23 protein-coding genes are annotated in these 25,340 nt (G+C 71.8%); 12 read left to right on the forward strand and 11 right to left on the reverse strand.

Annotated features, from left to right (window positions below; genetic code table 11):
• The first annotated feature begins 14 nt into the window (after positions 1-14).
• The 4 genes from ACFWJ8_RS05070 (at position 15) to ACFWJ8_RS05085 (ending at position 4,607) form a co-directional block, all read left to right on the forward strand.
• Positions 15-1,076, forward strand: coding sequence for a carbohydrate ABC transporter permease (locus tag ACFWJ8_RS05070; RefSeq protein WP_378809574.1), 1,062 nt, complete (start codon positions 15-17; stop codon positions 1,074-1,076).
• A 14-nt stretch (positions 1,077-1,090) separates the two neighbouring features.
• On the forward strand, positions 1,091-1,996 hold the full coding sequence (locus ACFWJ8_RS05075) for a carbohydrate ABC transporter permease (protein WP_378809622.1): 906 nt from the start codon (positions 1,091-1,093) through the stop codon (positions 1,994-1,996).
• Positions 1,997-2,065: 69 nt separating this feature from the next.
• A complete protein-coding gene (locus ACFWJ8_RS05080) occupies positions 2,066-3,544 on the forward strand; it encodes a glycoside hydrolase family 1 protein (RefSeq protein ID WP_378809575.1) in 1,479 nt (492 codons plus the stop codon).
• Positions 3,545-3,593: 49 nt separating this feature from the next.
• A complete protein-coding gene (locus ACFWJ8_RS05085) occupies positions 3,594-4,607 on the forward strand; it encodes a LacI family DNA-binding transcriptional regulator (protein WP_378809576.1) in 1,014 nt (337 codons plus the stop codon).
• Positions 4,608-4,650: 43 nt separating this feature from the next.
• On the opposite strand, the gene ACFWJ8_RS05090 is transcribed toward ACFWJ8_RS05085, so the two are convergent.
• The 3 genes from ACFWJ8_RS05090 to ACFWJ8_RS05100 form a co-directional block, all read right to left on the reverse strand.
• Positions 4,651-5,490: a VOC family protein gene (locus ACFWJ8_RS05090; protein ID WP_378809623.1), complete on the reverse strand. Its 840-nt coding sequence runs from the start codon at positions 5,488-5,490 to the stop codon at positions 4,651-4,653.
• A 224-nt stretch (positions 5,491-5,714) separates the two neighbouring features.
• Complete coding sequence (locus ACFWJ8_RS05095) at positions 5,715-7,046, reverse strand: uracil-xanthine permease family protein (protein ID WP_378809578.1); 1,332 nt, start codon at positions 7,044-7,046, stop codon at positions 5,715-5,717.
• A gap of 71 nt (positions 7,047-7,117) precedes the next feature.
• Complete coding sequence (locus ACFWJ8_RS05100) at positions 7,118-8,125, reverse strand: phosphoribosylaminoimidazolesuccinocarboxamide synthase (protein WP_378809579.1); 1,008 nt, start codon at positions 8,123-8,125, stop codon at positions 7,118-7,120.
• Between the two features lie 82 nt (positions 8,126-8,207).
• Between ACFWJ8_RS05100 and ACFWJ8_RS05105 the strand changes: the two genes are divergently transcribed.
• Together ACFWJ8_RS05105 and ACFWJ8_RS05110 are read left to right on the forward strand one after the other, a co-directional pair.
• Positions 8,208-8,828 (forward strand): PadR family transcriptional regulator, encoded by a 621-nt coding sequence (locus ACFWJ8_RS05105; protein WP_378809580.1) that lies wholly within the window; start codon positions 8,208-8,210, stop codon positions 8,826-8,828.
• On the forward strand, positions 8,825-10,384 hold the full coding sequence (locus tag ACFWJ8_RS05110) for a DHA2 family efflux MFS transporter permease subunit (protein ID WP_378809582.1): 1,560 nt from the start codon (positions 8,825-8,827) through the stop codon (positions 10,382-10,384). Before ACFWJ8_RS05105 ends, ACFWJ8_RS05110 begins: the two co-directional genes overlap by 4 nt.
• A 76-nt stretch (positions 10,385-10,460) precedes the next feature.
• Here ACFWJ8_RS05110 and ACFWJ8_RS05115 read toward each other — a convergent pair whose 3' ends face one another.
• The 3 genes from ACFWJ8_RS05115 to ACFWJ8_RS05125 are packed head-to-tail and all read right to left on the reverse strand — an operon-like array spanning position 10,461 to position 12,950.
• A complete protein-coding gene (locus ACFWJ8_RS05115) occupies positions 10,461-11,111 on the reverse strand; it encodes a response regulator (protein ID WP_378809583.1) in 651 nt (216 codons plus the stop codon).
• Entirely contained in the window at positions 11,108-12,235 is a 1,128-nt protein-coding gene (locus ACFWJ8_RS05120) for a sensor histidine kinase (RefSeq protein WP_378809584.1), read from the reverse strand. Before ACFWJ8_RS05120 ends, ACFWJ8_RS05115 begins: the two co-directional genes overlap by 4 nt.
• Before the next feature lie 4 nt (positions 12,236-12,239).
• Positions 12,240-12,950, reverse strand: a complete 711-nt coding sequence (locus ACFWJ8_RS05125) for a DUF2306 domain-containing protein (RefSeq protein ID WP_378809586.1) — start codon at positions 12,948-12,950, stop codon at positions 12,240-12,242.
• A 152-nt stretch (positions 12,951-13,102) separates the two neighbouring features.
• On the opposite strand from ACFWJ8_RS05125, the gene ACFWJ8_RS05130 reads away from it, so the two are divergent.
• The gene (locus ACFWJ8_RS05130; protein WP_378809587.1) at positions 13,103-13,261 is read left to right on the forward strand and encodes a hypothetical protein; all 159 of its coding nucleotides are present in this window, start codon (positions 13,103-13,105) and stop codon (positions 13,259-13,261) included.
• A gap of 136 nt (positions 13,262-13,397) precedes the next feature.
• On the opposite strand, the gene purD is transcribed toward ACFWJ8_RS05130, so the two are convergent.
• The gene (purD, locus tag ACFWJ8_RS05135) at positions 13,398-14,672 is read right to left on the reverse strand and encodes a phosphoribosylamine--glycine ligase (protein WP_378809588.1); all 1,275 of its coding nucleotides are present in this window, start codon (positions 14,670-14,672) and stop codon (positions 13,398-13,400) included.
• Between the two features lie 149 nt (positions 14,673-14,821).
• On the opposite strand from purD, the gene ACFWJ8_RS05140 reads away from it, so the two are divergent.
• On the forward strand, positions 14,822-15,190 hold the full coding sequence (locus tag ACFWJ8_RS05140) for a sterol carrier family protein (protein WP_378809589.1): 369 nt from the start codon (positions 14,822-14,824) through the stop codon (positions 15,188-15,190).
• 3 nt (positions 15,191-15,193) lie between these two features.
• Here ACFWJ8_RS05140 and ACFWJ8_RS05145 read toward each other — a convergent pair whose 3' ends face one another.
• Genes ACFWJ8_RS05145 through ACFWJ8_RS05155 form a run of 3 tightly spaced genes read right to left on the reverse strand, consistent with a single transcriptional unit; the run spans position 15,194 to position 18,257 of the window.
• Complete coding sequence (locus ACFWJ8_RS05145) at positions 15,194-16,024, reverse strand: heme ABC transporter ATP-binding protein (RefSeq protein WP_378809590.1); 831 nt, start codon at positions 16,022-16,024, stop codon at positions 15,194-15,196.
• A 5-nt stretch (positions 16,025-16,029) separates the two neighbouring features.
• Entirely contained in the window at positions 16,030-17,118 is a 1,089-nt protein-coding gene (locus ACFWJ8_RS05150) for a FecCD family ABC transporter permease (RefSeq protein ID WP_378809591.1), read from the reverse strand.
• The gene (locus tag ACFWJ8_RS05155) at positions 17,115-18,257 is read right to left on the reverse strand and encodes a hemin ABC transporter substrate-binding protein (RefSeq protein ID WP_378809592.1); all 1,143 of its coding nucleotides are present in this window, start codon (positions 18,255-18,257) and stop codon (positions 17,115-17,117) included. The genes ACFWJ8_RS05150 and ACFWJ8_RS05155 overlap by 4 nt, the downstream gene beginning before the upstream one ends.
• Before the next feature lie 145 nt (positions 18,258-18,402).
• Between ACFWJ8_RS05155 and ACFWJ8_RS05160 the strand changes: the two genes are divergently transcribed.
• Together ACFWJ8_RS05160 and ACFWJ8_RS05165 are read left to right on the forward strand one after the other, a co-directional pair.
• Complete coding sequence (locus ACFWJ8_RS05160; protein ID WP_378809593.1) at positions 18,403-21,387, forward strand: HtaA domain-containing protein; 2,985 nt, start codon at positions 18,403-18,405, stop codon at positions 21,385-21,387.
• Between the two features lie 122 nt (positions 21,388-21,509).
• Positions 21,510-21,863 carry a potassium transporter Trk gene (locus ACFWJ8_RS05165; protein WP_378809594.1) on the forward strand — a complete coding sequence of 118 codons (354 nt, stop codon included), beginning with the start codon at positions 21,510-21,512 and terminating at the stop codon, positions 21,861-21,863.
• 10 nt (positions 21,864-21,873) lie between these two features.
• Here ACFWJ8_RS05165 and ACFWJ8_RS05170 read toward each other — a convergent pair whose 3' ends face one another.
• Positions 21,874-22,485, reverse strand: a complete 612-nt coding sequence (locus ACFWJ8_RS05170; RefSeq protein ID WP_378809595.1) for a zinc-binding alcohol dehydrogenase — start codon at positions 22,483-22,485, stop codon at positions 21,874-21,876.
• A gap of 120 nt (positions 22,486-22,605) precedes the next feature.
• On the opposite strand from ACFWJ8_RS05170, the gene purM reads away from it, so the two are divergent.
• Together purM and purF are read left to right on the forward strand one after the other, a co-directional pair.
• The gene (gene purM, locus ACFWJ8_RS05175; protein ID WP_378809597.1) at positions 22,606-23,757 is read left to right on the forward strand and encodes a phosphoribosylformylglycinamidine cyclo-ligase; all 1,152 of its coding nucleotides are present in this window, start codon (positions 22,606-22,608) and stop codon (positions 23,755-23,757) included.
• A gap of 38 nt (positions 23,758-23,795) precedes the next feature.
• Positions 23,796-25,256: an amidophosphoribosyltransferase gene (purF, locus tag ACFWJ8_RS05180; RefSeq protein ID WP_378809598.1), complete on the forward strand. Its 1,461-nt coding sequence runs from the start codon at positions 23,796-23,798 to the stop codon at positions 25,254-25,256.
• Positions 25,257-25,340 lie beyond the last annotated feature (84 nt).

Here is a 25,340-nt window from a genome sequence, read left to right on the forward strand (position 1 = left end):
ACTGAGGAGCATTCGTGACCACCACCGTCTCGAGCCCGCGATCTCCCAAGCGCATCGGCTTCGGCCATCGGATGACAGCGTGGGATCTGAAGCTCTCCCCGTACCTCTACATCTCGCCGTTCTTCATCCTCTTCATCGTGGTCGGGCTCTTCCCGATCGCCTACACCGCGGTGATCTCGTTCATGGACTGGGACCTCGTCCGCAACTCCGGCGAGTTCATCGGGTGGGCCCAGTACGAGTGGGTGCTCTCGAACCCGAAGTTCTGGACCGCGCTGCGGAACACCTTCAGCATCTTCCTGCTGTCGAGCATCCCCCAGCTCATCGCCGCGATCTTCATCGCCGCGATGCTCGACCAGAACATCCGCGCCAAGACCTTCTGGCGCATGGGCGTGCTCATCCCCTACGTGATGGCCCCCGTCGCCGTCGCCCTCATCTTCAGCAACATGTTCGGAGACCAGTACGGCATCATCAACACGATGCTGAACCGGATCGGCATCCCCGACATCCCGTGGCACTCCAACGCGTTCGCGAGCCACATCGCGATCGCCACGATGGTGAACTTCCGCTGGACCGGCTACAACACCCTCATCCTTCTCGCCGCGATGCAGGCCATCCCGCGCGACTACTACGAGGCCGCGACGGTCGACGGCGCGGGCAAGATCCGCCAGTTCTTCTCGATCACCGTGCCGAGCCTGCGTCCGACGCTCATCTTCGTGATCATCACGTCGACCATCGGCGGTCTGCAGATCTTCGACGAGCCGCGCATGTACGACCAGTACGGCACCGGCGGCGCGAACTCCCAGTGGCTGACGATCAGCCTGTGGCTCTACAACATCGGCTGGGGCGAATGGAACTTCGGCCGGGCCGCCGCGCTGGCCTGGATCCTGTTCCTCATCATCCTCGCGATCGGCATCGTGAACCTGTTCGTGTCGCAGAGCCTCATCCGCGACGAGGGCGGCCGCGGGCAGCTGACCCGCAAGCAGCGCCGCGCCGCGGCGCGATCCGCTCGCGCAGCCGTCGCCGCCGACGCCGCCCAGGCCGCGTCTGCCGCCGCACCGAAGGAGACCGTGCGATGACCGCCACGACGCCGATGCCCCTGCATCTGGACGACCCCGAGATCCCCGCCGAGGAGAAGCGTCCGCGCGGCCGCCGCCGCCGCTATCGCGGCGGAGCGAGCGAGCGGCCGGGCTGGTTCGTCTACACCGCGCTCAGCTTCGTGCTGCTGGCATCCCTCCTGCCGTACTACTGGTCGCTGCTGATCGGCTCGGGCGACGCCTCCACGATCCGCGACCCCAACATGTCGTGGATCCCCGGCGGCAACTTCTTCGCCAACGCCGCCGCGGTGATCAACGACCCCGCCGTGAACTTCTGGCTCGCGCTGTGGAACTCCATCTGGAGCTCGGCGATCATCGCGCTGTCGGTGGTGTTCTTCTCGACGCTCGCGGGCTGGGCGTTCGCCAAGCTCCGCTTCCGCGGCGGCAACGGGCTGCTCGTATTCGTGATCGCGACCATGGCGGTGCCGACTCAGCTCGGCGTCGTGCCCCTGTACATCCTGTTCGCCGACCTCGGCTGGACCGGTCAGGTGGGCGCGATCATCATCCCGACGCTCGTCACCGCGTTCGGCGTGTTCTGGATGACGCAGTATCTGCGCCAGACGGTGCCCGACGAGCTCATCGAGGCCGCCCGCGTCGACGGCGCCAACTCGTTCCGCACGTTCCTGACCGTGGGGCTTCCCGCCGCCCGTCCCGCGGCCGCGATGCTCGGCCTGTTCACGTTCGTCTCGGCCTGGAACAACTTCTTCTGGCCGTTCATCGTGCTCGACCGACAGAACCCGACCCTTCCCGTGGCGCTGTCGCTCCTGCAGTCGAACTACTTCGTCGACTACTCGATCGTGCTCGCCGGCGTGCTGCTGGCCACCATCCCGCTCCTCATCCTGTTCGCCTTCACCGGCAAGCAGCTGGTCAGCGGCATCATGGCCGGCGCGGTCAAGGGCTAGGCCTACCGCGCCCGCCCGGCCCCCGGCATCCTGAATCCAGACGCTTTCTCCAGAGAGGACTCCCCCCTCATGACGACCGCGATCCCGCGCGCCTTCCCGTCGGACTTCCTGTTCGGCGCCGCGACGGCCGCCTTCCAGATCGAGGGCGCCGCCCACGAGGACGGCCGCCGCGACTCCATCTGGGACGCGTTCAGCCGTGTGCCGGGCGCCGTCATCAACGCCGACAACGGCGACGTGGCCTGCGACCACTACCACCGCTACCGCGACGATGTCGCGGTCATGAAGGACCTCGGGCTGCAGACCTACCGGTTCTCGACGTCGTGGTCGCGCGTCCGTCCCGACGGCGGCGCGGTCAACGCGCAGGGCCTGGACTTCTACAAGCGGCTGGTCGACGAGCTGCTGGGCGCCGACATCCTGCCGTGGCTGACGCTGTACCACTGGGACCTGCCGCAGGCGCTCCAGGAGGAGGGCGGCTGGGCCAACCGCGACACCGCCGACCTCTTCACCGAGTACGCGCTCACGATGCACGACGCGCTGGGCGACCGCGTGAAGGTGTGGACGACGCTCAACGAGCCGTGGTGCTCGTCGTTCCTCAGCTACACCGCGGGTCTGCACGCCCCCGGCCACTACAGCGTCGAGGAGGGTGTGCTCGCCGCGCACCACCTGATGCTCGGGCACGGCCAGGCCGTCCGCGAGCTGCGTGCCCGCGACGAGTCGCTCAACCTCGGCATCACGCTGAACCTGACGGTGGCCGAACCGGTCGACGCCGACGACCCGGCCGACCTCGACGCCGCGCGTCGCATCGACGGCCAGTTCAACCGGTGGTTCCTCGACCCGATCTTCCGCGGTCAGTACCCGGCCGACATCGTCGAGGACATCCGCGAAGTGGATGCCGCGGCCATCAGCGCGTGGGAGGCCGCCGTGCAGCCGGGCGACCTCGAGGCCATCTCGACCCCGATCGACACCCTCGGCGTGAACTACTACCACGGCGAGTACGTCGGCGGCCACGAGCCGGCGAACCCGCCGATCGGCGGCGACGCGCCGACCGACCGTCCCGGCCGTTCGCCGTTCCCATCGCACGAGGGCATCTACTGGCACGAGCGGGGCCTCCCGCGTACGCCGATGCACTGGGAGGTGCAGCCCGAGGGGCTCACCGAGCTGCTGCAGCGGGTGTGGGACGAATACGCCCAGCCCGCCGGCACGGTGCTCTACGTCACCGAGAACGGCGCCGCCTACGACGACGAGCTCGTCGTCGAGGAGGGTGTGAAGCGCGTGCACGACACCGACCGCGTCGAGTTCCTGCGCGGCCACCTGGGGGCGATCCTGGATGCCGCCGACGCCGGTGTCGACGTGCGCGGCTACTTCTACTGGTCGCTGCTCGACAACTTCGAGTGGGCGTGGGGGTACGAGAAGCGGTTCGGTATCGTGCGGGTCGACTACGACACGCAGGAGCGCACGCCGAAGGACAGCGCCCTCGAATACCGTCGCATCATCGGCGCCCGCGCGCTCGACGTGGCTGCCGCGGGCTCGGCCGCGGCCGCGTCATAGCGCGACTGGCCGTAGATTCGGACCGTAGGTTCGGCAAGGGAGGACAGCGATGAGCACCGATGTCGCGCGTCAGACGGTGACGATCGAAGAGGTCGCCGCCGCGGCGGGCGTCTCGCGGTCGACGGTGTCGCGCGTGGTCAACGGCTCCACCGCGGTCAGCCCCGAGGCGCTCGAGGCGGTCACGAAGGCGATCGCCGAACTCAACTACGTGCCCAACCGTGCGGCGCGCTCGCTGGCGAGCCAGAAGACGCACGCGATCGCGCTGATCGTCCCCGAGGACACCACGCGGTTCTTCGGCGACCCGTTCTTCGCGGCGATCGTGTCGGGCATCAACTCGCGCCTCAGCCGGTCGGACTACGTGCTCAACCTGTTCATCGCGAGCGACGACCCGGGTGACAAGACCACGTCGTACGTGCGGTCCGGCGCGGTCGACGGCGCGATCGTCGTGTCGCACCACACGAGCGACACGTTCATCGACCGCATCGCCAGCGTTGTCCCGGTGGTCTACGGCGGCCGCCCGGTGCGCGAGCGCGAGCGCGACTACTACGTCGACGTCGACAACGCGCGGGGCGCGTACGACGCGACGGTGTACCTGATCGAGAACGGCCGCAGCCGCATCGCGACGATCACCGGCCCGCGCGACATGCCCGCGGGCGTCGACCGTCTGCGCGGCTACCGGGATGCGCTGAAGGCGTTCCAGCTGGAGGAGATCGGGGTCGAGGACGGCAACTTCACCGCCGACGGCGGTGCCGCCGCGATGCGCCGCATGCTCGAGTCGGGCGCCAGGCCCGACGCCGTGTTCGTCGCGAGCGACCTGATGGCCCGCGGCGTGCTCACCGTGCTGGCGTCGGCGGGCCTGCGCGTGCCCGAGGACGTCGCGCTCGTCGGCTTCGACGACTCGCCCGTCGCGACGTCGGTGATCCCGCAGCTGACGACGATGCGCCAGCCGTCGTTCGCACAGGGCGAGCGCATGGCGACGGTGCTCCTCGACATCCTCGCCGGCCGCCACCCCCGCCATGTCACGATCCTCGAGACGGAGCTGGTCGTCCGCGACTCCGTCTGACGCGGTCCTCGGGCCCGAGCGGGGGTGTCGAAAGGCGCTCGGCTCAGCCGCGGCCGGGAGCGGTCGCGTGCAGCAGGTTGCGCCACGGGTCGTCGAACGACACCGTGCGCCCGTCGTCGCGCACCTCGAAGCCGTGGTGGCGCAGGCGCTCCGACAGCTCGCCGAGCGTGTCGGCGTCGGGCAGGTCGAGGTCGACGCGGCCGAGGCCGAGCGCAGGCATGCGCGGACCGGCGCCTCGCGAGTTCCACACGTTCATCGCCATGTGGTGGTGGTAGCCGCCCGCGCTGACGAACAGCGCCTGGCCGCCCATCGCGGCCGTCTGGTCGAACCCGAGCGCGTCGACGTAGAACGCGCGCGCCGTCTCGACGTCGCCGACCGAGAGGTGCACGTGGCCGACGGATGCCGCGTCCTGCGCGGTCCCGCCCGCCGCGGCGCTCTCGGTGAGGTGCTCGCGCAGGAAGGCGTTGGGGTCGAGGTACAGCGTCGCCATCTCGATGGTCCCGTGGGTCCAGGACCACTGGGTGCGGGTGCGGTCCCAGTACAGCTCGATGCCGTTGCCCTCGGGGTCGGTGAGGTAGAAGGCCTCGCTCACGAGGTGGTCGGCCGAGCCCGTGAAGGTCTGCGGAGCGCGCGTGGCCACGCTGTAGAGCGCGGCGGCGAGGGCCTCCTGCGTCTCGAACAGGATCGCGGTGTGGAACAGTCCCGCCGCGCCCGGCACGGCGTGCCGCAGGGCCGGCTCGTGCTGCAGGACGACGATCGCACGGCCGGCGCGGCCGAGCACGACCCGGTCGCCGTCGGCCGACAGCACCTGCAGCGTGATGACGTCGCGGTAGAACGCCGTCATGGCGTCGAGGTCGCCCACGAGCAGCGTGACGGCCCCCATCGCGGTGTCGGGGGCGAGTCGGTCGGCCTGTGCATTCACATGAATGAGAACCTCCGGCATCCCTGGTTCATTCCGCGGCACGACTTCCGGTTTTGGGGCGCGCATTCTCCCTCGGGGCGCGAGTTCCACGCCCCACGGGAGCTGATGCGCCCCAAACCCGAGGAAGAAGGGATGCCGCCACCCGGGCGGACCCGAAGGCCCGGGGTGACGGCATCCCGTTTCGACTACTGCGGGTCGCCGCCGAGCTGGCCGACGGCGGGGATCGGGCCGCCGTCGTCGGCGCCGGTCTTGCGCCAGCGGGCGATGAGGTTGCCGAGGTGGTAGATCAGCAGCGCCGCGGCCGCCCCGATCACGATGGCGCCGAGCTGGAAGTCGCCCCACTGCATCGTGAAGCCGGCGATCGCGATCACGAGCGCGACGGCACCGGTGTACTGGTTGACGGGGCGCGAGAAGTCCACGCGGTTGTCGACCCAGATCTTGATGCCGATGATGCCGATGAGGCCGTACAGGGCGGTGGTCACACCGCCGAGCACGCCGGCGGGGATCGAGTTGAACACCGCGCCGACGACGGGCGAGAGCGACAGCAGGATCGCGAAGACGCCCGCCACCCAGTACGCCGCCGTCGAGTAGACGCGGGTCGCCGCCATGACGCCGATGTTCTCGCCGTACGTCGTGGTGCCCGAACCGCCGAACGTTCCCGCGAGCACCGTGGCGGCGCCGTCGGCGATGAGCGCGCGGCCGGTGTACTTGTTGACCGACGAGTCGGTCATGGTCGCGACGCCGCGCACGTGGCCGACGTTCTCGGCGATGAGCACGAGCACGACGGGCAGGAACATCGCGATGACGCTCCACGTGCCCGGGTTGCCGAACGTCGGGAACGCGAAGGTCGGCAGGCCGATCCACTGGCCGTCGGCGACCAGCTCGTTGACGGCGGTGAAGTCGACCTCACCGGCGATGAGCGCCGCGATGTAGCCGATGATGACGCCGAGGAAGATCGAGATGCGGCCGAGGAACCCGCGGAACAGCACGCTGCAGAGGATCACCGCGACGAGGGTGATCGTCGCCGTGACGGGCGCCTTCTGATAGCTCTGCCACGCGACCGGCGCGAGGTTGAAGCCGATGAGCGCGACGATGGCGCCCGCGACCACGGGCGGCATGAGCTTCTCGATCCAGCCGAGCCCGGCGAACTGGACGATGAACCCGACGGCGGCCAGCAGCACGCCGACCGCGACGATGCCCGCGAGGGCCGAGCCCATGCCCTGCGAGGCGGTGGCCGCCGTCACCGGGGCGATGAACGCGAAGGACGAGCCGAGGTAGCTGGGGAGGCGGTTGCGCGTGACGAGCAGGAACAGCAGTGTTCCGATGCCCGAGAACAGCAGCGTCGTCGACACCGGGAACCCGGTGAGGATCGGCACCAGGAACGTCGCGCCGAACATGGCGATGACGTGCTGGGCGCCGATCGCAATGGTCGCCGGCCAGTTCAGGCGTTCTTCGGGACGTACGACCTGGCCCGGTTCGACGGTCCGGCCGTTGCCGTGGAGGGTCCACAGGGGCATGTGCGCTCCTTGCGCTCGGGTGATGTGCTCGCCTCACCCTAGCGGCGCGGAGGGATGCCGCCCGGGCGGCGTCAGGCCGAGGTCAGCAGCTCCAGCAGCTCGCGGTAGCGGGCGGCCGTGCGCTCGACGATGTCGGCCGGGAGCGCGGGCGGTTCGCCCTCGCGCGGCGGGGCCCAGTTGGCCGCGAGCCAGTTGCGCACGATCTGCTTGTCGAAGCTCGCCATGCGCTCGTCGGGGGTCGTGCCGTCCGCCCAGGCGGCGGCGTCCCAGTAGCGCGACGAGTCGCTCGTCAGCACCTCGTCGGCAAGGGTCAGCACCCCGTTCTCGTCGAGGCCGAACTCGAACTTCGTGTCGGCGAGGATCACGCCGTGCGCCTCGGCGGTGCGCGAGGCGCGCGTGTAGATCTCCAGCGACAGGTCGCGCAGCTCGGCCGCGCGCTCGGCGCCGACCAGCTCGACGGTGCGCTCGTACGAGATGTTCTCGTCGTGCTCGCCCATCGGCGCCTTGTACGCGGGGGTGTAGATCGGCTCGGGCAGCCGGTCGCCGTTGCTCAGCCCTTCCGGGAGCGGGATGCCGCACACCGTGCCGCCGGCCTGGTACTCGGCCCAGCCCGACCCGGTGAGGTAGCCGCGCACGACGCACTCGATGGGCAGCATGTCGAGGCTCTTGACGACCATCGCGCGCCCGACGACGGCATCCGGGATCAGGCTCTTCAGATCGTCGGCGGTGTTCGCGACGCCGTCGGCGCCGAGTCCGAGCGTGTGCGAGGCGGCGAGGTGGTTCGGGATGCCGCGCCCCCCGTCGGCCCCGGCCAGCTGGTCGAACCACCACAGGCTGAGCGTCGTGAGCAGCTCGCCCTTGCCCGGGATGCCGGGCGAGAGCACGTGGTCGAACGCGCTGACGCGGTCGCTCGCGACGACGAGGAGGCGCTCGGGTTTTCCGCCCGACTCCGTCCCTGACCCCGACTCCGTCCCTGAGCCCGTCGAAGGGTCGGCCGGCACGTACAGGTCGCGGACCTTGCCGGAGTAGACGTGGCGCCAGCCGGCGAGCTCGGTCGAGGGGGAGGGGATAGCCGTCACCACGCCATTATCCCCGCCCCGGCGTCCCGAACGGGAGTCGGGACGTGTATAGTCCATGTGGACTAGTCGATTTGGAGCGATCGTGAAGGATGCCCTCGCCCGCCTGACCCCGCTCGGGGTCATGGTGCTCGCGCTGCTCGCCGAGGGCGACATGCACCCGTACGAGATGATCCGGCTGATGCACATCCGGCGCGACGACCGGCTCGTGACCATCACCAACGGCACCTTCTACCACACGGTCGGCCGCCTCGAACGGGCGGGGCTCCTCGCCGAGGTGGGGGTCGACCGCGATGGCAACCGCCCCGAGCGCACCACTTATACGCAGACCGAGGCGGGCGCCGCGGCGGTCGTGGAGTGGGTGCGGCGCGAGCTGCCGCGCGTCGACCGGCCGGCGGAGTTCCGCGTCGCGCTCGCAGAGGCCCACGGCCTGGAGCGCGATGAGGCGGTCACGCTGCTCGCCGAACGCCGTGCCGCGCTGGCGGAGCTCCTCGAGGCGATCGAGACCGGCCGTTCCCACGCGCTGGGCAAGGGCGTGCCCGAGCAGTACCTGCTCGAGCTCGGCCGCGAAGAGCTCCTCGTGCGCGCCGACCTCCAGTGGCTCGACGCCACGATCGCCCGCATCGCCTCCCCCGACTTCCCGTGGGGTCCCGAAGAGACCCATTCGGACCGCTATCTCGCACAGAGAAAGGCTGCACGACAGTGACTGACGCTTCGACAAGCTCAGCGACCGGGCCCAACCCGGCCGCGCACCCGCCCACCGGCGCCTATGCCGCCGGACACAAGCCCCGCAGCCCCTGGCCCGCCCTGTGGGCGCTGGTCATCGGCTTCTTCATGATCCTGGTCGACACCACGATCGTCTCGGTGGCGAACCCCGCCATCAAGGCCGCGCTGGACCCCGACACCAACAACCTCGACAACGTCGTGTGGGTGACCTCGGCCTACCTGCTCGCGTACGCCGTCCCGCTGCTGATCACCGGCCGCCTCGGCGACCGCTTCGGCCCGAAGAACATCTACCTCATCGGTCTGTCGATCTTCACGCTCGCGTCGCTGTGGTGCGGCCTGTCGGGCACCCTCGAGATGCTCATCGTCGCGCGCGCCGTGCAGGGCCTCGGCGCCGCGCTCATGACGCCGCAGACCATGGCGGTCATCACGCGCACGTTCCCCCCGAACCGCCGCGGTGCGGCGATGGGCCTGTGGGGCGCCACCGCCGGTGTCGCGACCCTCGTCGGCCCGCTGGCCGGCGGTCTGCTGGTCGACGGCGCCGGATGGGAGTGGATCTTCTTCATCAACATCCCGGTCGGCGTGATCGCGTTCGTGCTCGCATGGATCCTCGTGCCCAAGCTCGAGACCCACCCGCACCGCTTCGACATCGTCGGCGTGCTGCTGAGCGCCCTCGGCCTCTTCCTCATCGTCTTCGGCCTGCAGGAGGGCGAGAAGTACGACTGGGCGCCGTGGGTGTGGACGATGATCCTTGCCGGCGTCGTGGTGATGGCCCTGTTCGTCTGGACGCAGGCGCGCACCAAGAACGAGCCCCTCGTGCCGCTTCCGCTGTTCCGCGACCGCAACTTCTCGGTGTCGAACCTCGCGATCGCCCTCGTGGGCTTCACCGTGACGAGCATGTCGCTGCCGCTGATGTTCTTCATCCAGCTGGCCCGCGGCCTCACCCCGACCGAATCGGCGCTGCTGCTCATCCCGATGGCCGTCCTGTCGGGCGTGCTGGCGCCGTTCGCCGGAAAGCTGCTCGACCGCACCGACCCGCGGTTCCTGCTCGTGCCCGGACTCCTCCTCGTCGCCGGTTCGCTGTTCTGGTACGCGACGCTGATGAACACCGACACCCCGATCTGGGTGTTCCTGCTGCCCTCGGCCCTCATGGGCATCGGCAACGCCGGCATGTGGGGTCCGCTCGCGACCACCGCGACCCGCAACCTGCCCCCGCGGCAGGCGGGCGCCGGCGCCGGCATCTACAACACCACGCGCACGATCGGCTCGGTCATCGGCTCGGCCTCGATCGCCGCGTTCATGCAGGCGCGTCTGGAGGCCAACCTGCCCGGCGCCTCGGACTCCGCCGGCTCGTTCGGGACGGGCACACTCCCGCCGTTCGTCGTCGACGGCTTCTCCCAGGCGATGGCGCAGGCCATCCTGCTGCCCGCCGCGGTCATGCTGGTCGGGGTCGTGGTCGTGCTGTTCCTGCAGCGCCCGAAGCTGTCCTCCGCCGAGGACTGGCACGCCGGCCACGCCACGGTGCCCGCCGCCGACTGAAACCGTGACAGTGGATGCCTCGACCGCCGCACCCGCGGGGTCGAGGCATCCACTTTCCGCGGGGGCGGCCCCGCACTCAGTCGCGGTAGCCGCGCTCGTGCGCCCAGACGGCGAGCCCGACGCGGTTGCGCGTTCCGGTCTTGGCCATGATGCTCGCGAGGTGCGTCTTCACGGTGCTGAGCGAGATGTGCAGCTCGTCGCCGATCTCGGTGTTGCCGAGTCCGCGGGCCACGGCCACGAGCACGGCCTGTTCGCGGCCGGTGAGCGGACTCGTGGGCGGCCGGGCGGTGCGCGGCGCGGTCCCGGCGAACGCCTGGAGCAGGCGCACCGTCACGGCGGGGTCGATCAGCGCATCACCGCGTGACGCCGCCCGCACCGCATCGGCGAGCAGGTCGGGTCCGGAGTCCTTCAGCACGAACCCGCGCGCTCCCGCGCGCAGCGCGGTGTAGACGTACTCATCGAGGTCGAACGTCGTGATCACGACCACCGGGATCGGGTCCGTCGTCTCCGGCCCCGCAAGCTCGCGGGTCACCGCGAGGCCGTCCATCACCGGCACGCGGATGTCGACGAGACACACGTCGGGCCGCAGCCGGCGCGCGAGCTCGACCGCCGCCGCGCCGTCGGCGGCTTCGCCGACCACCTCGATCCCGTCCTGCGCGTCGAGGATCATGCGCAGGCCCGTTCGCACGAGGTCCTGGTCGTCCGCGAGCAGCACCCGGATGCTCATGCGCCCCACCCCGTTCGCGGCAGCGACACCGTGACCCGCCACCCGCCGTCCGGTCGCGGCGCCGCCTCGCACCGGCCGCCCAGCAGATCGGCGCGCTCCTGCATGCCGCGGATCCCGAATCCGGGAGGAGTGGATGCCGCACCCCGCCCGTCGTCGTCCACGGCGAGCCGCAGCCCGTCGGCGTCGATCCGCACGTCGACGTCGATGCGGCCCACGCCGCGGCCGTGGCGCCGGGCGTTGGTGACGGCCTCCTGGGCGATGCGGAACACCGCGGCGGCGACGGGCGGCGGGACCGCGCCGGAGTCGCCCTGCACCTGGACGACGACCTCGGGGCGTCCGTCGCCGGCGACGGCGAGGCCCTGCAGGTCCTCGAGCGTCGGCGTGGGCATCAGTGGTGCGGCATCGGCCCGCAGCACGCCGACCATCGCGCGCATCTCGCGCAGTGTCTGCGTCGCCTCGGCCTCGATCGTGCGCAGCGCCTCGGCCGTCGCTGCCGGGTCCTTCGCCACGACGAGCGAGCCGGCCTGCGCCTGGATCGCGATCGCCGACACGTGGTGCGCGACGGTGTCGTGAAGGTCGCGGGCGAGCTGCACGCGTTCGGCGAGGCGGGCCTGCTCCAGGTCGCGCGCGCGGACCCGCGCACGCCAGCGCAGTGCGACACCCAGCGATCCTGTGGCGACGGCGACGGCGATGCCCCCGACGACGTCGCCCGGAGTCGTCCCCGAAGAGGTGAGCGAGAGCACGGTGCCGAGCACCACCAGCGCGCCGCCGACGATCAGCTCGCGGCCGCTCGCCCACCGGAACAGGGCGTACAGCAGGACGAGGAAGTACGCCGTCGTGAACAGCTGCGGGTCAGCGCCGGCCGCGAAGCCGACGGCAGTGCCCACCACCAGTGCGATCGTGAGCATGGCGAGCGGGTGCGTGCGCCGCCACAGCAGCGTGGCCGACAGGCCGACCAGGACGACGGCCCACAGCCAGCGCCACGGAACGTCGGGCCGCAGCAGCGCCTCCAGCGCCGCGGCCACCACGATCGAGCCCACGAGCACGGCGTCGCGCCACACGTGCCGCGGCGGCGCGGGGGCGGCCCTCGGGGCGTCCCAGAGAGCGCGCACCGGGCTCGTCATGCCCTCATGATAGGGGCGCGCCGGCCCGCGCCGAGGGGTGGCCGGACCTGGTGGCACGCGGTCCCGGCGACCGCCGGATCACGATCTCGGCGACGGCGAGGTTGATGGCCCAGCCGGCCGCCATGAGGAGCGTGTGCCCCACCGGGGTCGGTGCGCCCACGAGGAGCGTCCACGGCAGGAACGTCAGCACCTGCGTGCCCGCGCCCAGGCCGATCGCGTACGCACGCGTCATCCAGGCACGATGTGTGCGCACATCGCCGCGGCGGATCGCCAGGAGGGCGACGACGATGCCACCCGCCATGACCGCCGCGAGCACGAGGCGAAGCGGCGAGAGCCCCGGCCCGGTCACCTCCGGCGGCAGCGCGTAGAACACCGTCATCCACGCCGCCGACAGTGCCGACAGCAGGCCGGCGGGTGCGACCAGACGACCGGCGCGGCGGTGCCACGCGCGCCGTCGCAGCTCCGGGGCGAACTGCAGCGCCCCGAGCAGCAGGAACACCGTCGAGCCGACGATGTGCACGATCACCGGCACGGGGGAGTCGAAGAAGCGTGCGTTCGCCGCGGTGACGGGGCCTCCGCCCGCGAGCTGGGAGACACGGGCGGCGCCCGCGACGACGGGCACGAGGCTCAATGCGATGAGGCCGGCCGGAACGAGCCGTCCTCTCCATGTGCCGCGGGAGGTCGCACGCGGCGACGCAACGGGGTGCGAGGTCATGCGGCCATGCTCGCGTCCGGGCATGCCGCCGCACATCGGCCGTGAGGCCCGGTTCGCCTCGTCCGATCGGCCGAGGCGAGGACGGCCTGCACGCCGAGGGCCCGTTGTCAACCCGTTGGCGCAGAACGCCGGGGAGGGGTCAGCATGACACCATGACCGCTCTCGCTGTGATCCTGCTGGTCGTCGGAATCGTCCTGCTGCTGCTGGGCGTGTTCGTCGAAGCGGCGAAGTTCCTGCTGTGGATCGGCCTGGTGATCATCGTCATCGCCATCATCGCCTGGCTGATGCGCTTCATCCGCCGGCAGACCTGAGTCCCCCAGCTCGGGTCCTGATGCCTTGTGCGGAGTCGAGGATTCCCGAGGCATCGAGACGCCGGCGCTGTGGAACCCCAGCCACGGCGCCGGCGTCATCTCGTGCGATGTGCCGGCCCCGCTCCCGGCGTCGGGGTCAGAGGCCTTCGGCGACCCGGGCGGCGATGTCGGTGCGGTGCTGGCCGCCCTCCAGGCCGATCTCGCCGAGCGCGCGGTACACGCGCTCGCGGGCCTGGGCGAAGGTCGTCGCGACGCCGACGACGTTGAGCACGCGGCCGCCGGTCGCGACCAGTCCGCCGTCGGTCTCGGCCGTCGCCGCGTGCGCGAGGTGCACGCCGTCGACCGCTTCGGCCGCGCGCAGCCCGGTGAGGGCCCGGCCCGTCAACGGCGCCTCGGGATAGCCCTCGCTCGCGAGCACGACCGTGACCGCCACATCGTCGGCGAACGCCGGTCGGGGCTGGTCCTCGAGGTGGCCGGCGGCGGCCGCGAGCAGCAGCTCGGACAGCGGGTCCACGAGCCGCGGCAGCACCACCTGGGTCTCGGGGTCGCCGAAGCGGGCGTTGAACTCGATGACCTTGACGCCGGCGTCGGTCAGGATCAGTCCCGCGTACAGCAGCCCGATGAACGGCGTGCCCTCGGCGTCGAGTTGGCGGATGACCGGCTCGGCGACCTCCCGTGTGACGAGGTCGACGAACTCGGCCTCGCTGCCGAAGCGGCCGTCGAGCCACGGTAGCGGTGAGTAGGCGCCCATGCCGCCGGTGTTGGGGCCCTCGTCGCCATCGAGGAGGCGCTTGTAGTCCTGAGCGGGGCTGAGCGGCAGCACGTGGTCGCCGTCGCTGAGGAAGAACAGCGACACCTCGGGGCCGGCGAGGAACTCCTCGACCAGCACCGCGCCCGACGGCAGATACGCGTCGGCGTGCGCGAGGGCGGCATCGCGGTCACTCGTCACGATGACGCCCTTGCCGGCGGCCAGTCCGTCGGCCTTGACGACGTGCGGGGCGCCGAGCTCGTCGAACGCGGCCTCGACCTCTGCCCGGTTCGCGGCGCGCACGGCGCGGCCGGTGGGCACGCCCGCGGCATCCATGATCCGCTTGGCGAACGCCTTGGATCCCTCGAGCTGTGCGGCCATGCGGCTGGGGCCGAACACGGGGATGCCGCGCTCGCGGACCTCGTCGGCCACCCCCGCGACGAGCGGGGCCTCGGGGCCGACGATGACGAGGTCGACCTGGTTCTCGTTGGCGAAGTTCGTGACGGCGGCGGGATCGTTCGCGTCGAGTGCGACGAGCTGTGCGTCCTGCCCGATGCCCGCGTTGCCGGGGGCGGCGAAGATCTCGTGCTCGGCCTCCTCCGACCGCAGCGCCAGGATGATGGCGTGCTCGCGCGCGCCCGAACCGAGGACCAGGATCTTCACCTGATCAGCCTACCGGCGGGTCATCCGGGGTTTCAGAGGCCCCGCGACGGCGTCATGGTGAAAGCGACGGGCTCGAATGTGGCCTCGGGCCGGATGGCGGGGCCGCCGGCACGGTTCGGCCCGTCGCCTTCACGCGTAACGTGGGAACCGTGCCACCGAAGATCTCGACCGACGCCGGCCGTGCCGCGCTGAGCGCCGTCGCGGCGGCGGTGGCGGCATCCGTTTCTCCGTCCCGCCCCGACAACGCGACCGCGGTGCGCTACCTGCTGCAGCTGCTGGTCGAGAAGGCGCCGGGCAACTCGGTCGAGGTGCGGGTGCCGCCGTTCGGCGCCGTGCAGGTGGTCGAGGGTCCCCGGCATACGCGCGGCACCCCGCCGAACGTCGTCGAGACCGACGCGGCCACCTGGATCGCGCTCGCGACCGGCACTGAGGAGTGGAAGGATGCCGCGGCCGCCGGCCGCATCAGCGCATCGGGGACGCGCGCCGACATCTCGGATCTGCTGCCGCTGCGTCCCTGAGCCCTACCGTCGCGGCGCGACCACCGGGACGCCCGTCACCGGGTGCGGGAACACGTCGACGGGCTGGCCGTAGACCGCTTCGATCGCCTCGGCCGTGAGCACCTCCGACGGCATGCCCGTGGCCAGCACCCGCCCCCGTGCCAGCAGCGTCACGCGGTCGGCGACGCCGAGCGCGGCGTTCAGGTCGTGCAGCACCACCGCGACCGCGGCGCCGTCGCGGGCACGGGTGCGCGCGACGCGGAGCACGTCCTCCTGATGGCGCAGGTCGAGCGCCGCGGTCGGCTCGTCCAGCAGGAGCACGTCGCACGCCTGCGCCAGCACCCGGGCGAGCGCCGCACGGGCCCGTTCGCCGCCCGACAGCGACGAGATCGTGCGCTCGGCGAGAGGTACGAGGTCGGTCGCCTCGAGGGCACGGGCGACCACGGCGTCGTCGTCGAGCTCGGCGGGTGTGCGGGCCCACGGCGCCCGTCCCATCCGCACCACCTGCTCGACCGTGAACGGGAACGACACCGCGTTCTGCTGCAGCAGCACGGCGCGGTGCCGGGCGAGCAGGCGGGGAGGGATGCCGTCCAGCGGCGCGCCGTCGAGCACGACGTCGCCCGCATCCGGGGCGAGGTCGCCGGCCAGGACCCCGAACAGCGTGGACTTGCCGGCGCCGTTCGGGCCGACGAGCGCGTGCAGCTCGCCCGCGCGGACGTCGATCGAGGCGTCCGCCAGCGCCGGGGCCGCGCTCCCGGCGTGCGACACGGTCACGCCTCGCGCGGCCAAGCGCACCGCGCCGGCCTCGGGCGACACGGCGGTCGTCGCCGGAGGGGCGGGGGTGGCGGCATCCATCCGGGTCATCCCCAGCCTCCCGCTCGGCGTCGCGTGCGCAGCAGCAGCCACAGGAAGAACGGGCCGCCGACGAGCGACGTGATCATGCCGATCGGCAGATCGGCCAGCGGCACCGCGGTGCGGGCGACGAGGTCGGCCACCGCGATGAGCAGTGCGCCGCCCAGGGCGCTCGCGATCACGAGCGGCAGGTGCGCCGGGCCGATCGCCATGCGCATGAGGTGGGGCACGACGAGTCCGACGAAGCCGATGATGCCGGCGAACGACACCGCCGCGCACACCAGCAGCGCCACCAGCACGATGACGACGACGCGCAGCAGCTCGACACGCACGCCGAGGTGGCGGGCGGTGCGCTCGCCGAGGGCGAAGAGGTCGAGCCGATGGGCGACGGCCACCGCGGCGGCGACTCCCGCGACCACGAGCGGCGCGACGAGCGCGATGTTCTGCCACAGCGCGCCGTTGAGGCTGCCCAGCTGCCAGAACACGATCTGCTCGCGCGTCGACGTGGTGCCGAGGAAGGTGAGGAACGCCAGCCCCGCACCCGCGATCGCGTTGATCGCGATGCCCGTCAGCAGCAGCGTGACGACCTCGGTGCGGCCGCCCGACCGGCTGATCAGGTACACCGAGAACACGGCGACCAGCCCGCCTAGGAACGCGAAGGCGGGGGTGGTCCACATGCCGAGCACGCCCACGCCGAACGTGATGCTCGCCGCGGCGCCGAACGCGGCACCGGACGAGACGCCGACGACCCCGGCGTCGGCGAGCGGGTTGCCGAAGATCGCCTGCATGAGCACGCCCGACACGGCGAGGGCCGCGCCCACCAGCAGGCCCAGCACGATGCGGGGGAGGCGGATGCCGAGCACGACTCCGGCGGCCGTGGGCGCGTCCGGCGCCCACGGCGTGTCCACCCCGATCGCCTGCAGCAGCACGCCGGTCACCTGTGCCGGCGTGAGCCAGTACTGCCCGAGTCCGAGCGACACGACCGCGACGACGACGATCCCCGCAGCGAGGCCGGCGACCGCGAGCGCGAACCGGCGGGTCCGATGGGTCGCCGGCACCGCCGTGACGACCTCCGCCGTGGCCGTGGCGGCGGTCACGACGCCGGCGCCGCGGTCGGCGCGGAGGCGGCCGAAGCGGGTGCGTACACGGCCCGCGCGAGGGCCCGGATGACGTCGGCCGTGCGCGGCCCGAAGCTCAGGATCTCGGCATCCGCCATGTCGACCACCCGGCGGTGCTCGCCGGCGGGCGTCTGCTGGAGCGCCGGGATGCGCTCCAGCAGGCCGTCGACGCCACCGACGGACGCCAGGCCGTCGGTCATCATGACCAGCACATCGGGCTGGGCCGCGACGAGGGCCTCGGCGGTCATCGGCTTCATGCCCTCCCAGCCGATCTCGGACGCGACGTCGACCCCGCCGACCGCGTCGATCAGCGAGTCCGCACCCGAGTCGCGGCCGAAGATGTAGTACACGTTGGCGCTGCCCCGCACGTAGAGGAAGAGCAGGCGGGGGCGATCGGATGCCTCGGCCGGGACGATCCCCGCGACCTCGGCGACCGCGTCCGCGACGTCGGCGGCGAGGCGGTCGGCGAGCTCGGTGCCGCGGTCTGCGACGCCGAGGGCTGCGGCGATCTCGGCGACGAGCGCGCCGGTGGTGTCGGCCCGCCGCTCGCTGGAGACGACCACGACGGCGATGCCCGCGTCGCGCAGCTGCTGGCGCACCTCCTTGGGCCCGATCGTCGTGTCGGTGAGCATGACGGTCGGCGCGAGCTCCGCAATCGCCTCGGCGTTGAGCGTGTGCCCCGACTTCGTCACCACGGGAAGGCCCTCGGTGCCTGCGAAAGTGGTCGACGAGTCGCGTCCGACGACGGCATCCCCGAGTCCGAGCCCGAACACCGTCGCGGCGATGGTGCCCGAGATGTCGACCGGAAGGATGCGGCTGACATCGGCGACCTCGACGGTCCGGCCCTCGGCATCCCTCACCGTCGCCGGCAGCACCGGGGCGCTCGTGTCGGCCACGGCCTCGATCGCATCGGAGGCCAGGCATGCCGTCGACGAGCCGGTCGTGGCGCGCGGGTCGGTTTCGAGGGCGAGCGAGGCGAGCGGCGTATCGGCGTCGGGGCACGCCGCGTCGGCGGTCTTCGCGGACGCGGCTGCGCACCCCGAGAGGGCGGCCGTGGTGAGCGCGAGGGCGAGCGCGAAGGCTCCGGCACGCCGCCGGAGGGAAGCGGTGGAAGTCATTTAGGTGAGCCTTACCTTAGGCTTGACGTCGGCTGTGAGAGTGCCGTACGTTCGTGTCGATATTAGGTTAGCCAAACCTAAGTAACCAACCCGACCCGCACTGATGCATCGGTGCGCTCCGGCGTGCCCGATGCCGGAGACCCACGTGAACACGCAGCCGTTCCCGCACCGCAGCAGAGCCGCCCTGGCCGCCCTGCTCGCCATCCTGCTCGCCGTCGCCGGCGCGCTGACCGCCGTCCCCGCCTACGCCGCAGATGCCCCGGCGACCGCAGCCCCGACCGTGTCGGCCACCGCCGCGCCCCGCGCCGGCGGAACGATCACCGTCACCGGCAGCGGCTTCACCGCCGCGTCGCCCGGCATCTACCTCGGCGTGGGGCCGGCCGGGCTCGCGGGCTTCTACCAGGGCGCCTCGCAGATCACCGAGGTCGTCTGGATCGCCCCGGGCAACGCCGACGGCTCGTCGGCCGCGGGGCGCACGGCGCCGCTGAGCGCCGAGGGCGGCTTCACCGTGCAGGTGTCGGTGCCGGCGCTCGCCGGGGGAGCGCAGTACGCGATCTACACGTCCAAGGCGCACGGCCAGGGCTTCTCCGACCCGAGCCAGAACACGGTCACCGCCGTCGCATGGCAGGCGCTGCCGACCCCCGCCGTCACGGTGTCGAAGACGACCGGACTGGACGCGACCGGCGAGACGGTCACCGTCACCGGCACGGGCTTCGTGCCGAACCCGCCGTCGACGAGCGGCACCCGTCCGCCGCTGGCGGGCTCGTTCACCGGCGCGTACGTCGTGTTCGGCCGCTTCGCCGACGCATGGCGCCCCTCGGCCGGCGGCACCAGCGCCGCGCGCACCGTGGTCGCGCAGAAGTGGGGCGTGCTCGAGGCCGACCTCTCGAAGGTCGGCGGCGCTGCAGCCGGCGGCATCGTGATCGGCGCCGACGGCTCGTTCCAGACGACGCTGACCGTGTCGAAGACCGAGGCCTCCGAGCTCGCCGCGGGCACCTACGGGATCTACACGTATGCGGCCGGCGGCGCGGTCTACGCTCCGTTCGAGACCGCCACACCGGTCGCGTTCGCGACGGCGCAGCCCGAGCCGGAGCCCGAACCCGAGCCCGAACCGGAGCCGGAGGCGGCCGTGAGCGTGACGGTGAAGGGCGCCGCCGCCGCAGCGGGCGCGACGCTCCAGGTCGCCGCGACCGGCCTCGGCGACGTCACCGGCGCCTACGCCGCCGTGATCGAGAAGGGCACCGAGTCCCAGCTCACCTCCGCCGGCGGCTACGTCGCATTCGTGCTGCCCTTCCCCGTCGTGACCGACGGGGCCACCGCGTTCTCCGTCGTCGCGCCCACCGCGGCGCTCGACGCGTCGAAGCAGTACGAGGTGCTCGTGTGGCGTCAGCACTCCTCGCCGAACGCCGAGACGATCTACGCCCGTGCGGATGTGCCCTTCACCGCCGCGCACTGGAAGGCCCTCTTCCCAGGCACCCCTGTCGACCCGGGCACGCCGGTCGACCCGGGCACGCCGGTCGATCCGGGCACCCCGGTCGATCCGGGCACGCCGGTCGATCCGACGACGCCCGTCGCCCCCGTCGCGCCCACGGGCGCCGGCTCGCTGTCGTGGGGCATCTCGTCGAGCTTCACGTCGTACATCACCGGCATCGCCAAGGGCAGCATCGTCGTCTCCGGCGGAGCGACACGCGCCGGCGGGGCATTCCAGTTCGGTCAGACCAGCAGCTCGTACGACGTCGCGACCGAGTCCGGCACCGTGACGTACGCGGGCAGCGTGCGCTTCACCGGACACGGCGGCATCCTCGACGTCACCGTCTCGAACCCGCAGGTCCGCGTCGCGTCCTCGCGCGAGGCGACGCTGTACGTCTCCAGCGGCGGCGCCCAGGTGGCGTTCGCCTCGCTCGACCTCGACGCCGCGGTCCGCTCGGTCTCAGGGGGCACCGTGAGCTACTCGCGCGCTCCCGCGACCCTCACCTCGGCGGGTCGTGACCAGGTCTTCCAGGGCTACTCGACGCAGCTCGACCCCGTGTCGTTCACGATCGGGGTCGCCTCGCCCGCGCCGGCCGGCTCGACGGGCACCGTCGCGTCGGCAGCACCCGCATCGGCGACCCGCGCTCTCGCCGTCGCGATCCCCGCGGCGCCGCCGACGTCGACCGGCATCGAGCTCGACGCCGCCGCGCTGGCCGAGCTCCAGGCCGGGCGCCCCGCCACCGTGTCGGCGAGCGGCTTCGCGCCGAACGAGACCGGCATCCGCGTCGTCGTGTACTCGACGCCGATGCTGCTCGGCGAGATCACCGCGGACGCCGCCGGCATCGCCACCTGGACGGGCTCCCTCCCGGCCACCCTCGCCGACGGCGAACACACCCTGACGTTCCAGGGTTCCGTGGACCGCGGCATCCGCTTCACGCTCGCCCGCACGGCGACGACGGGCTGCTTCGTCGAGGCGGCGAGCCTCGAGTGGGGCTTCAAGGAGTCCTTCCGCACCTACCTCGAAGGCATCGCGGCCGGCGGCTGGGAGCTCACCGACGTCGTGTACGAGTACCCCCGGTTCGTCTGGAACGCGGGGACCGGATCGGTGGATGCCGACACCCTGACCGGTCTCGTCTCCTTCGGCGGCGGCATCCGGTTCACGGGGCACCAGGGCGCCCTCGACACCACGCTGTCGAACGCTCGCGTTGAGCTCGCCGGCGACACGGGGTACCTCGTGTTCGATGTGAGCGGCACCACGCAGGACGGCACGCCCGTCACGGCGGAGGCCGTGCGCTTCGCGCAGTTCGCCGTGCCCGACCTCGCGGTCGGGACCGAGGGCCTCGTGCTCGACGCGCTGCCGACGACGCTCACCGAGGCGGGCGCTGCGGCGTTCGGCACGTACGAGGCGGGCGAGGCGTTCGATCCCGTCTCGGCCGTGCTCCCGGTCTCGGCCGACTGCGCGGTCGCCGAGCCGGCGGTCGCCGACGAGGTCCCGGTCGCCGAGGCGGCCGAGGCAGAGGCCGTCTCCGCCGTCCCGACGGCGGCACCGATGTGGCCGTGGGCGGTCGGGGGGATCGCCCTCGTGCTCGCTGCCGGCGCCGTCGTGTGGATCCTGGTCGCCCGCCGCCGCGCGGCGACCGGCGGAGGCACGGCCGGCTAGTCCGGCCCCCAGGACGGTGCCCCGCGCACCGGCCGCGGCTTCCGCCGGAGCCGGGGCGCCGTCCGCCACCACCGCCGGGTCCGGCGGGCGCGAACCCCGCGCCCGAGTGGGACAATGGAGACATGCCCGAGCACAGCCAGGACCGCATCGAGACCGTGCGCGTGCGTCGCGCTCCGAAGATCTCGGTGTTCCTGATCCTCGGCGCCCTGGTCGGCGTCTTCGTCGCGATGATCCTCACGTTCGCGTTCAACGGCACCGCGCAGGCCAGCCCCAACACCGGCCTGGAGTACTCGCAGGGTCAGGTCTTCGGATTCCTCGTGCTGATCTGCGCCCCCGTCGGCATCGCGCTTGCCGGCATCCTGGCGCTCATCCTCGACCGCCGCTCGCGCCGGCACACGCACGAGATCGCGGTCGACCACGAGTCGGTGCACGTCGACCCCGAGCCCGGCACGAACGGCGACGGCCCGGGTCACTGACCCTCCGCAGCTACGCGAGTTCGGCGATGATCGGGTGGATCGCGGCGTCGAACGCCGCGACGTCGCCGCGCAGTCCGTCGGTGACCGCGATCGTGAGCGCGCCGATCCACCACACGCCGCGCTGACTGAGCGGGAGCACCTGCACGTTCAGCTCGAACGCGTGCGCGCGGCGTCCGACCTGCCGTTCGTGCTCGGCGATCGCCCCCGCGTAGGCGCGGTAGCTCGTTCCCGTGGTGTGCGCCGCCTCCTTGCGGTAGCGCTCGTGCGCCGACTGCGAGAACGCGAGGGCTTCCGCCGCATGCGGCACGACGGCCGCCCGCAGCGCGTCGGCACCCTCGGTGGGAAGTGCCAGCGACGTGCCGAACTCGTCGACCAGTTCGAGCGGGACCGCCGAGGGATGCGCCTGCGGCTCGACGGTCATCGCCCAGTACGTGCGCCACTGCTCCTCGAGCGTCTCCTGGGCCTGCGCGCTGCGGTCGTTCGCCCGCGCCGGGATGCCGCGCAGATGCGGCAGCTCCTCGGGCGAGCGGATGCCGAGCACCTGCCGCAGATAGAGGGCAAGAAGTATCGGCTGACCGGCGTCCTCGCGGATCAGCCACTCCGGAGCTCCGGCGCCTCCCATGCCCCTCATTCTAAGTCCGCGCAACCCCTGCCCGGCGGGTTTCCGGGGCCCCTGGCGCAGGCGCGGCGGGCGGGCGGACATCCGGCGTCCGCTCAGGCAGGCCGCCGGTAGGCTGGAGGCGTGGCCTCATCCGATCGCGATGCCCCCTCCCGCCCCCAACCGCCCGTGAACCCGTACGCGGCAGCCGGCGTCGACACCGCCGCCGGCGACCTCGCCGTCGAGCTCATGAAGTCCGCCGTGCGCCGCACCCACGGCCCCGAGGTGCTCGGCGGCGTCGGCGGTTTCGCCGGACTCTTCGACGCCACGACGTTCAAGGCCTACGACAAGCCGCTGCTGGCGACCAGCACCGACGGCGTCGGCACGAAGGTCGCGATCGCCCAGGCGATCGACAAGCACGACACGATCGGGCAGGACCTCGTCGGCATGGTCGTCGACGACATCGTCGTGGTCGGCGCGAAGCCGCTGTTCATGACCGACTACATCGCGTGCGGCAAGGTCTTCCCCGAGCGCATCGCCGACATCGTCCGCGGCATCGCCGACGGCTGCGCGGCCACCGGCACCGCCCTCGTCGGCGGCGAGACGGCCGAGCACCCGGGCCTGCTCGGCGTCAACGACTACGACGTCGCAGGCGCCGCGACCGGCGTGGTCGAGGCATCCCGCGTCCTCGGCGCCGAGCGCGTGCGCGACGGCGACGTGGTGCTCGCCCTCGCGTCCAGCGGCCTCCACTCGAACGGCTACTCGCTGGTGCGTCACATCGTGGCGGGTTCCGGCATCCAGTACGGCGACAACTCCGCCGACTTCGGCACGACGTGGGGCGAGGCCCTGCTCGAGCCGACCCGTCTCTACACGCTGCCGCTGCTGCGCCTCATCACCGAGACGGGCGACGCGGTGCACTCCCTCAGCCACGTCACCGGCGGCGGCATCGCCGCCAACCTCGCGCGCGTGCTCCCGCAGGGCACGTGGGTCGAGGTCGACCGGTCGACGTGGACGCCGTCCCCGGTGTTCCGCGTCCTCGCCGACCTCGGCGGCCTCGACCTCGAGGCGACGGAGGGCACCTGGAACCTCGGCATCGGGTTCCTCGCTGTCGTCTCGCCGGAGAAGGCGGAGGCCGCGGCATCCGCCCTCACCCGCGAGGGCATCGCCACCTGGCAGGTGGGCGTCGTGCGGGGCGGCGAACGCCCGGCCGGCGACCACTGGGAACAGGGCGCCAAGGGCGTCGACGGCGGCGCAGTGCGCCTCGTCGGCCGCTACGCAGACCACGCGGCTCGCTGAGCCGCAATCGAACGATCTAACGGAAGCAAGCAACACCCATGTGCGGAATCGTCGGGATGGTGGGCCGTGGGTCCGTCAACCAGGAGATCTACGACTCCCTCCTCCTGCTGCAGCATCGGGGCCAGGACTCCACGGGCATCGCCACCGCCGAGAACAGCGGCGTCGTGCACATGCACAAGGCCGGCGGCCAGGTGCGCGAGGCGTTCCGCACGCGCGACATGCGTGCGCTCCTCGGTGAGATCGGCCTCGGTCACGTGCGGTACGCCACGAAGGGCACCGCGTCGAGCGAGGAGGAGGCGCAGCCGTTCTACGTCAACGCCCCCTACGGCATCGTGCTCGTGCACAACGGCAACCTCACCAACACGCGTGAGCTGACCGACGAGCTCTTCCACAAGGACCGCCGTCACCTCAACACGAGCTCCGACACCGAGCTGCTGGTGAACGTGCTGGCCAACGAGCTGCAGTCGTCGATCTCGGGCCTCGAGCTCGACCCCGAGCAGGTGTTCCAGGCCGTGACGCGCGTGCACGAGCGCGTCGAGGGCTCGTACGCGGCCATCTCGCTGATCGCCGGTTACGGTCTGCTCGCCTTCCGCGACCCGTTCGGCATCCGTCCGCTCATCCTCGGCACGCGCAAGCACGACGACGGCCACTACGAGTGGGTCGTCACGAGCGAGTCGCTCGTGCTCGAGAACGGCGAGTTCGAGGTCGTGCGCGACGTCGAGCCCGGCGAGGCGGTGTTCATCGACCTCGACGGCAAGCTGCACACGCGCCAGTGCGCGTCCGACCCGAAGCTCGTGCCGTGCTCGTTCGAGTACGTGTACCTCGCGCGCCCCGACTCGGTCATGAACGGCATCTCGGTCTACGAGGCGCGGCTGCGCATGGGCGAGCGCCTGGCCGACACGATCGCGAAGTACACGCCGCCCGAGGCGATCGATGTCGTCATGCCGATCCCGGACTCCTCGCGCCCGGCCGCCATGCAGGTGGCCCGCAAGCTCGGCGTCGAGTACCGCGAGGGCTTCTACAAGAACCGCTACGTGGGCCGCACGTTCATCATGCCGGGGCAGGCGGTGCGCAAGAAGAGCGTGCGCCAGAAGCTCAACGCCATGTCGAGCGAGTTCAAGGGCAAGAACGTGCTGCTGATCGACGACTCGATCGTGCGCGGGACGACCTCGAAAGAGATCATCCAGATGGCCCGGGATGCCGGCGCCAAGAGCGTCACGTTCGCCTCGGCCGCGCCGCCCGTCCGCTACCCGCACGTGTACGGCATCAACATGCCGTCGCGTCACGAGCTCGTCGCGCACGGCCGGACGATCCCCGAGATCGCCCAGGAGCTGGGCGCCGACTTCGTCGTGTACCAGGAGGTCGAGGACCTGAAGGCGGCGATCCTGGAGGGCTCCGACCTCGACGACCTCGACATGAGCTGCTTCGACGGCCGCTACGTCACCGGCACCGTCAGCGACGAGTACCTGGCCTGGGTCGAGGGCTCGCAGGAGTCCTGACACCCCGGCGCCGCGCATCCCCGCGCCGTCGCTCGGAGATCTCGCGAATCTCGGACGGATCACGCCGATCCCTCCGAGATCCGC

The sequence above is a fragment of the Microbacterium sp. NPDC058389 genome (assembly GCF_042722305.1).
In the GTDB taxonomy this organism is placed as follows: domain Bacteria; phylum Actinomycetota; class Actinomycetes; order Actinomycetales; family Microbacteriaceae; genus Microbacterium.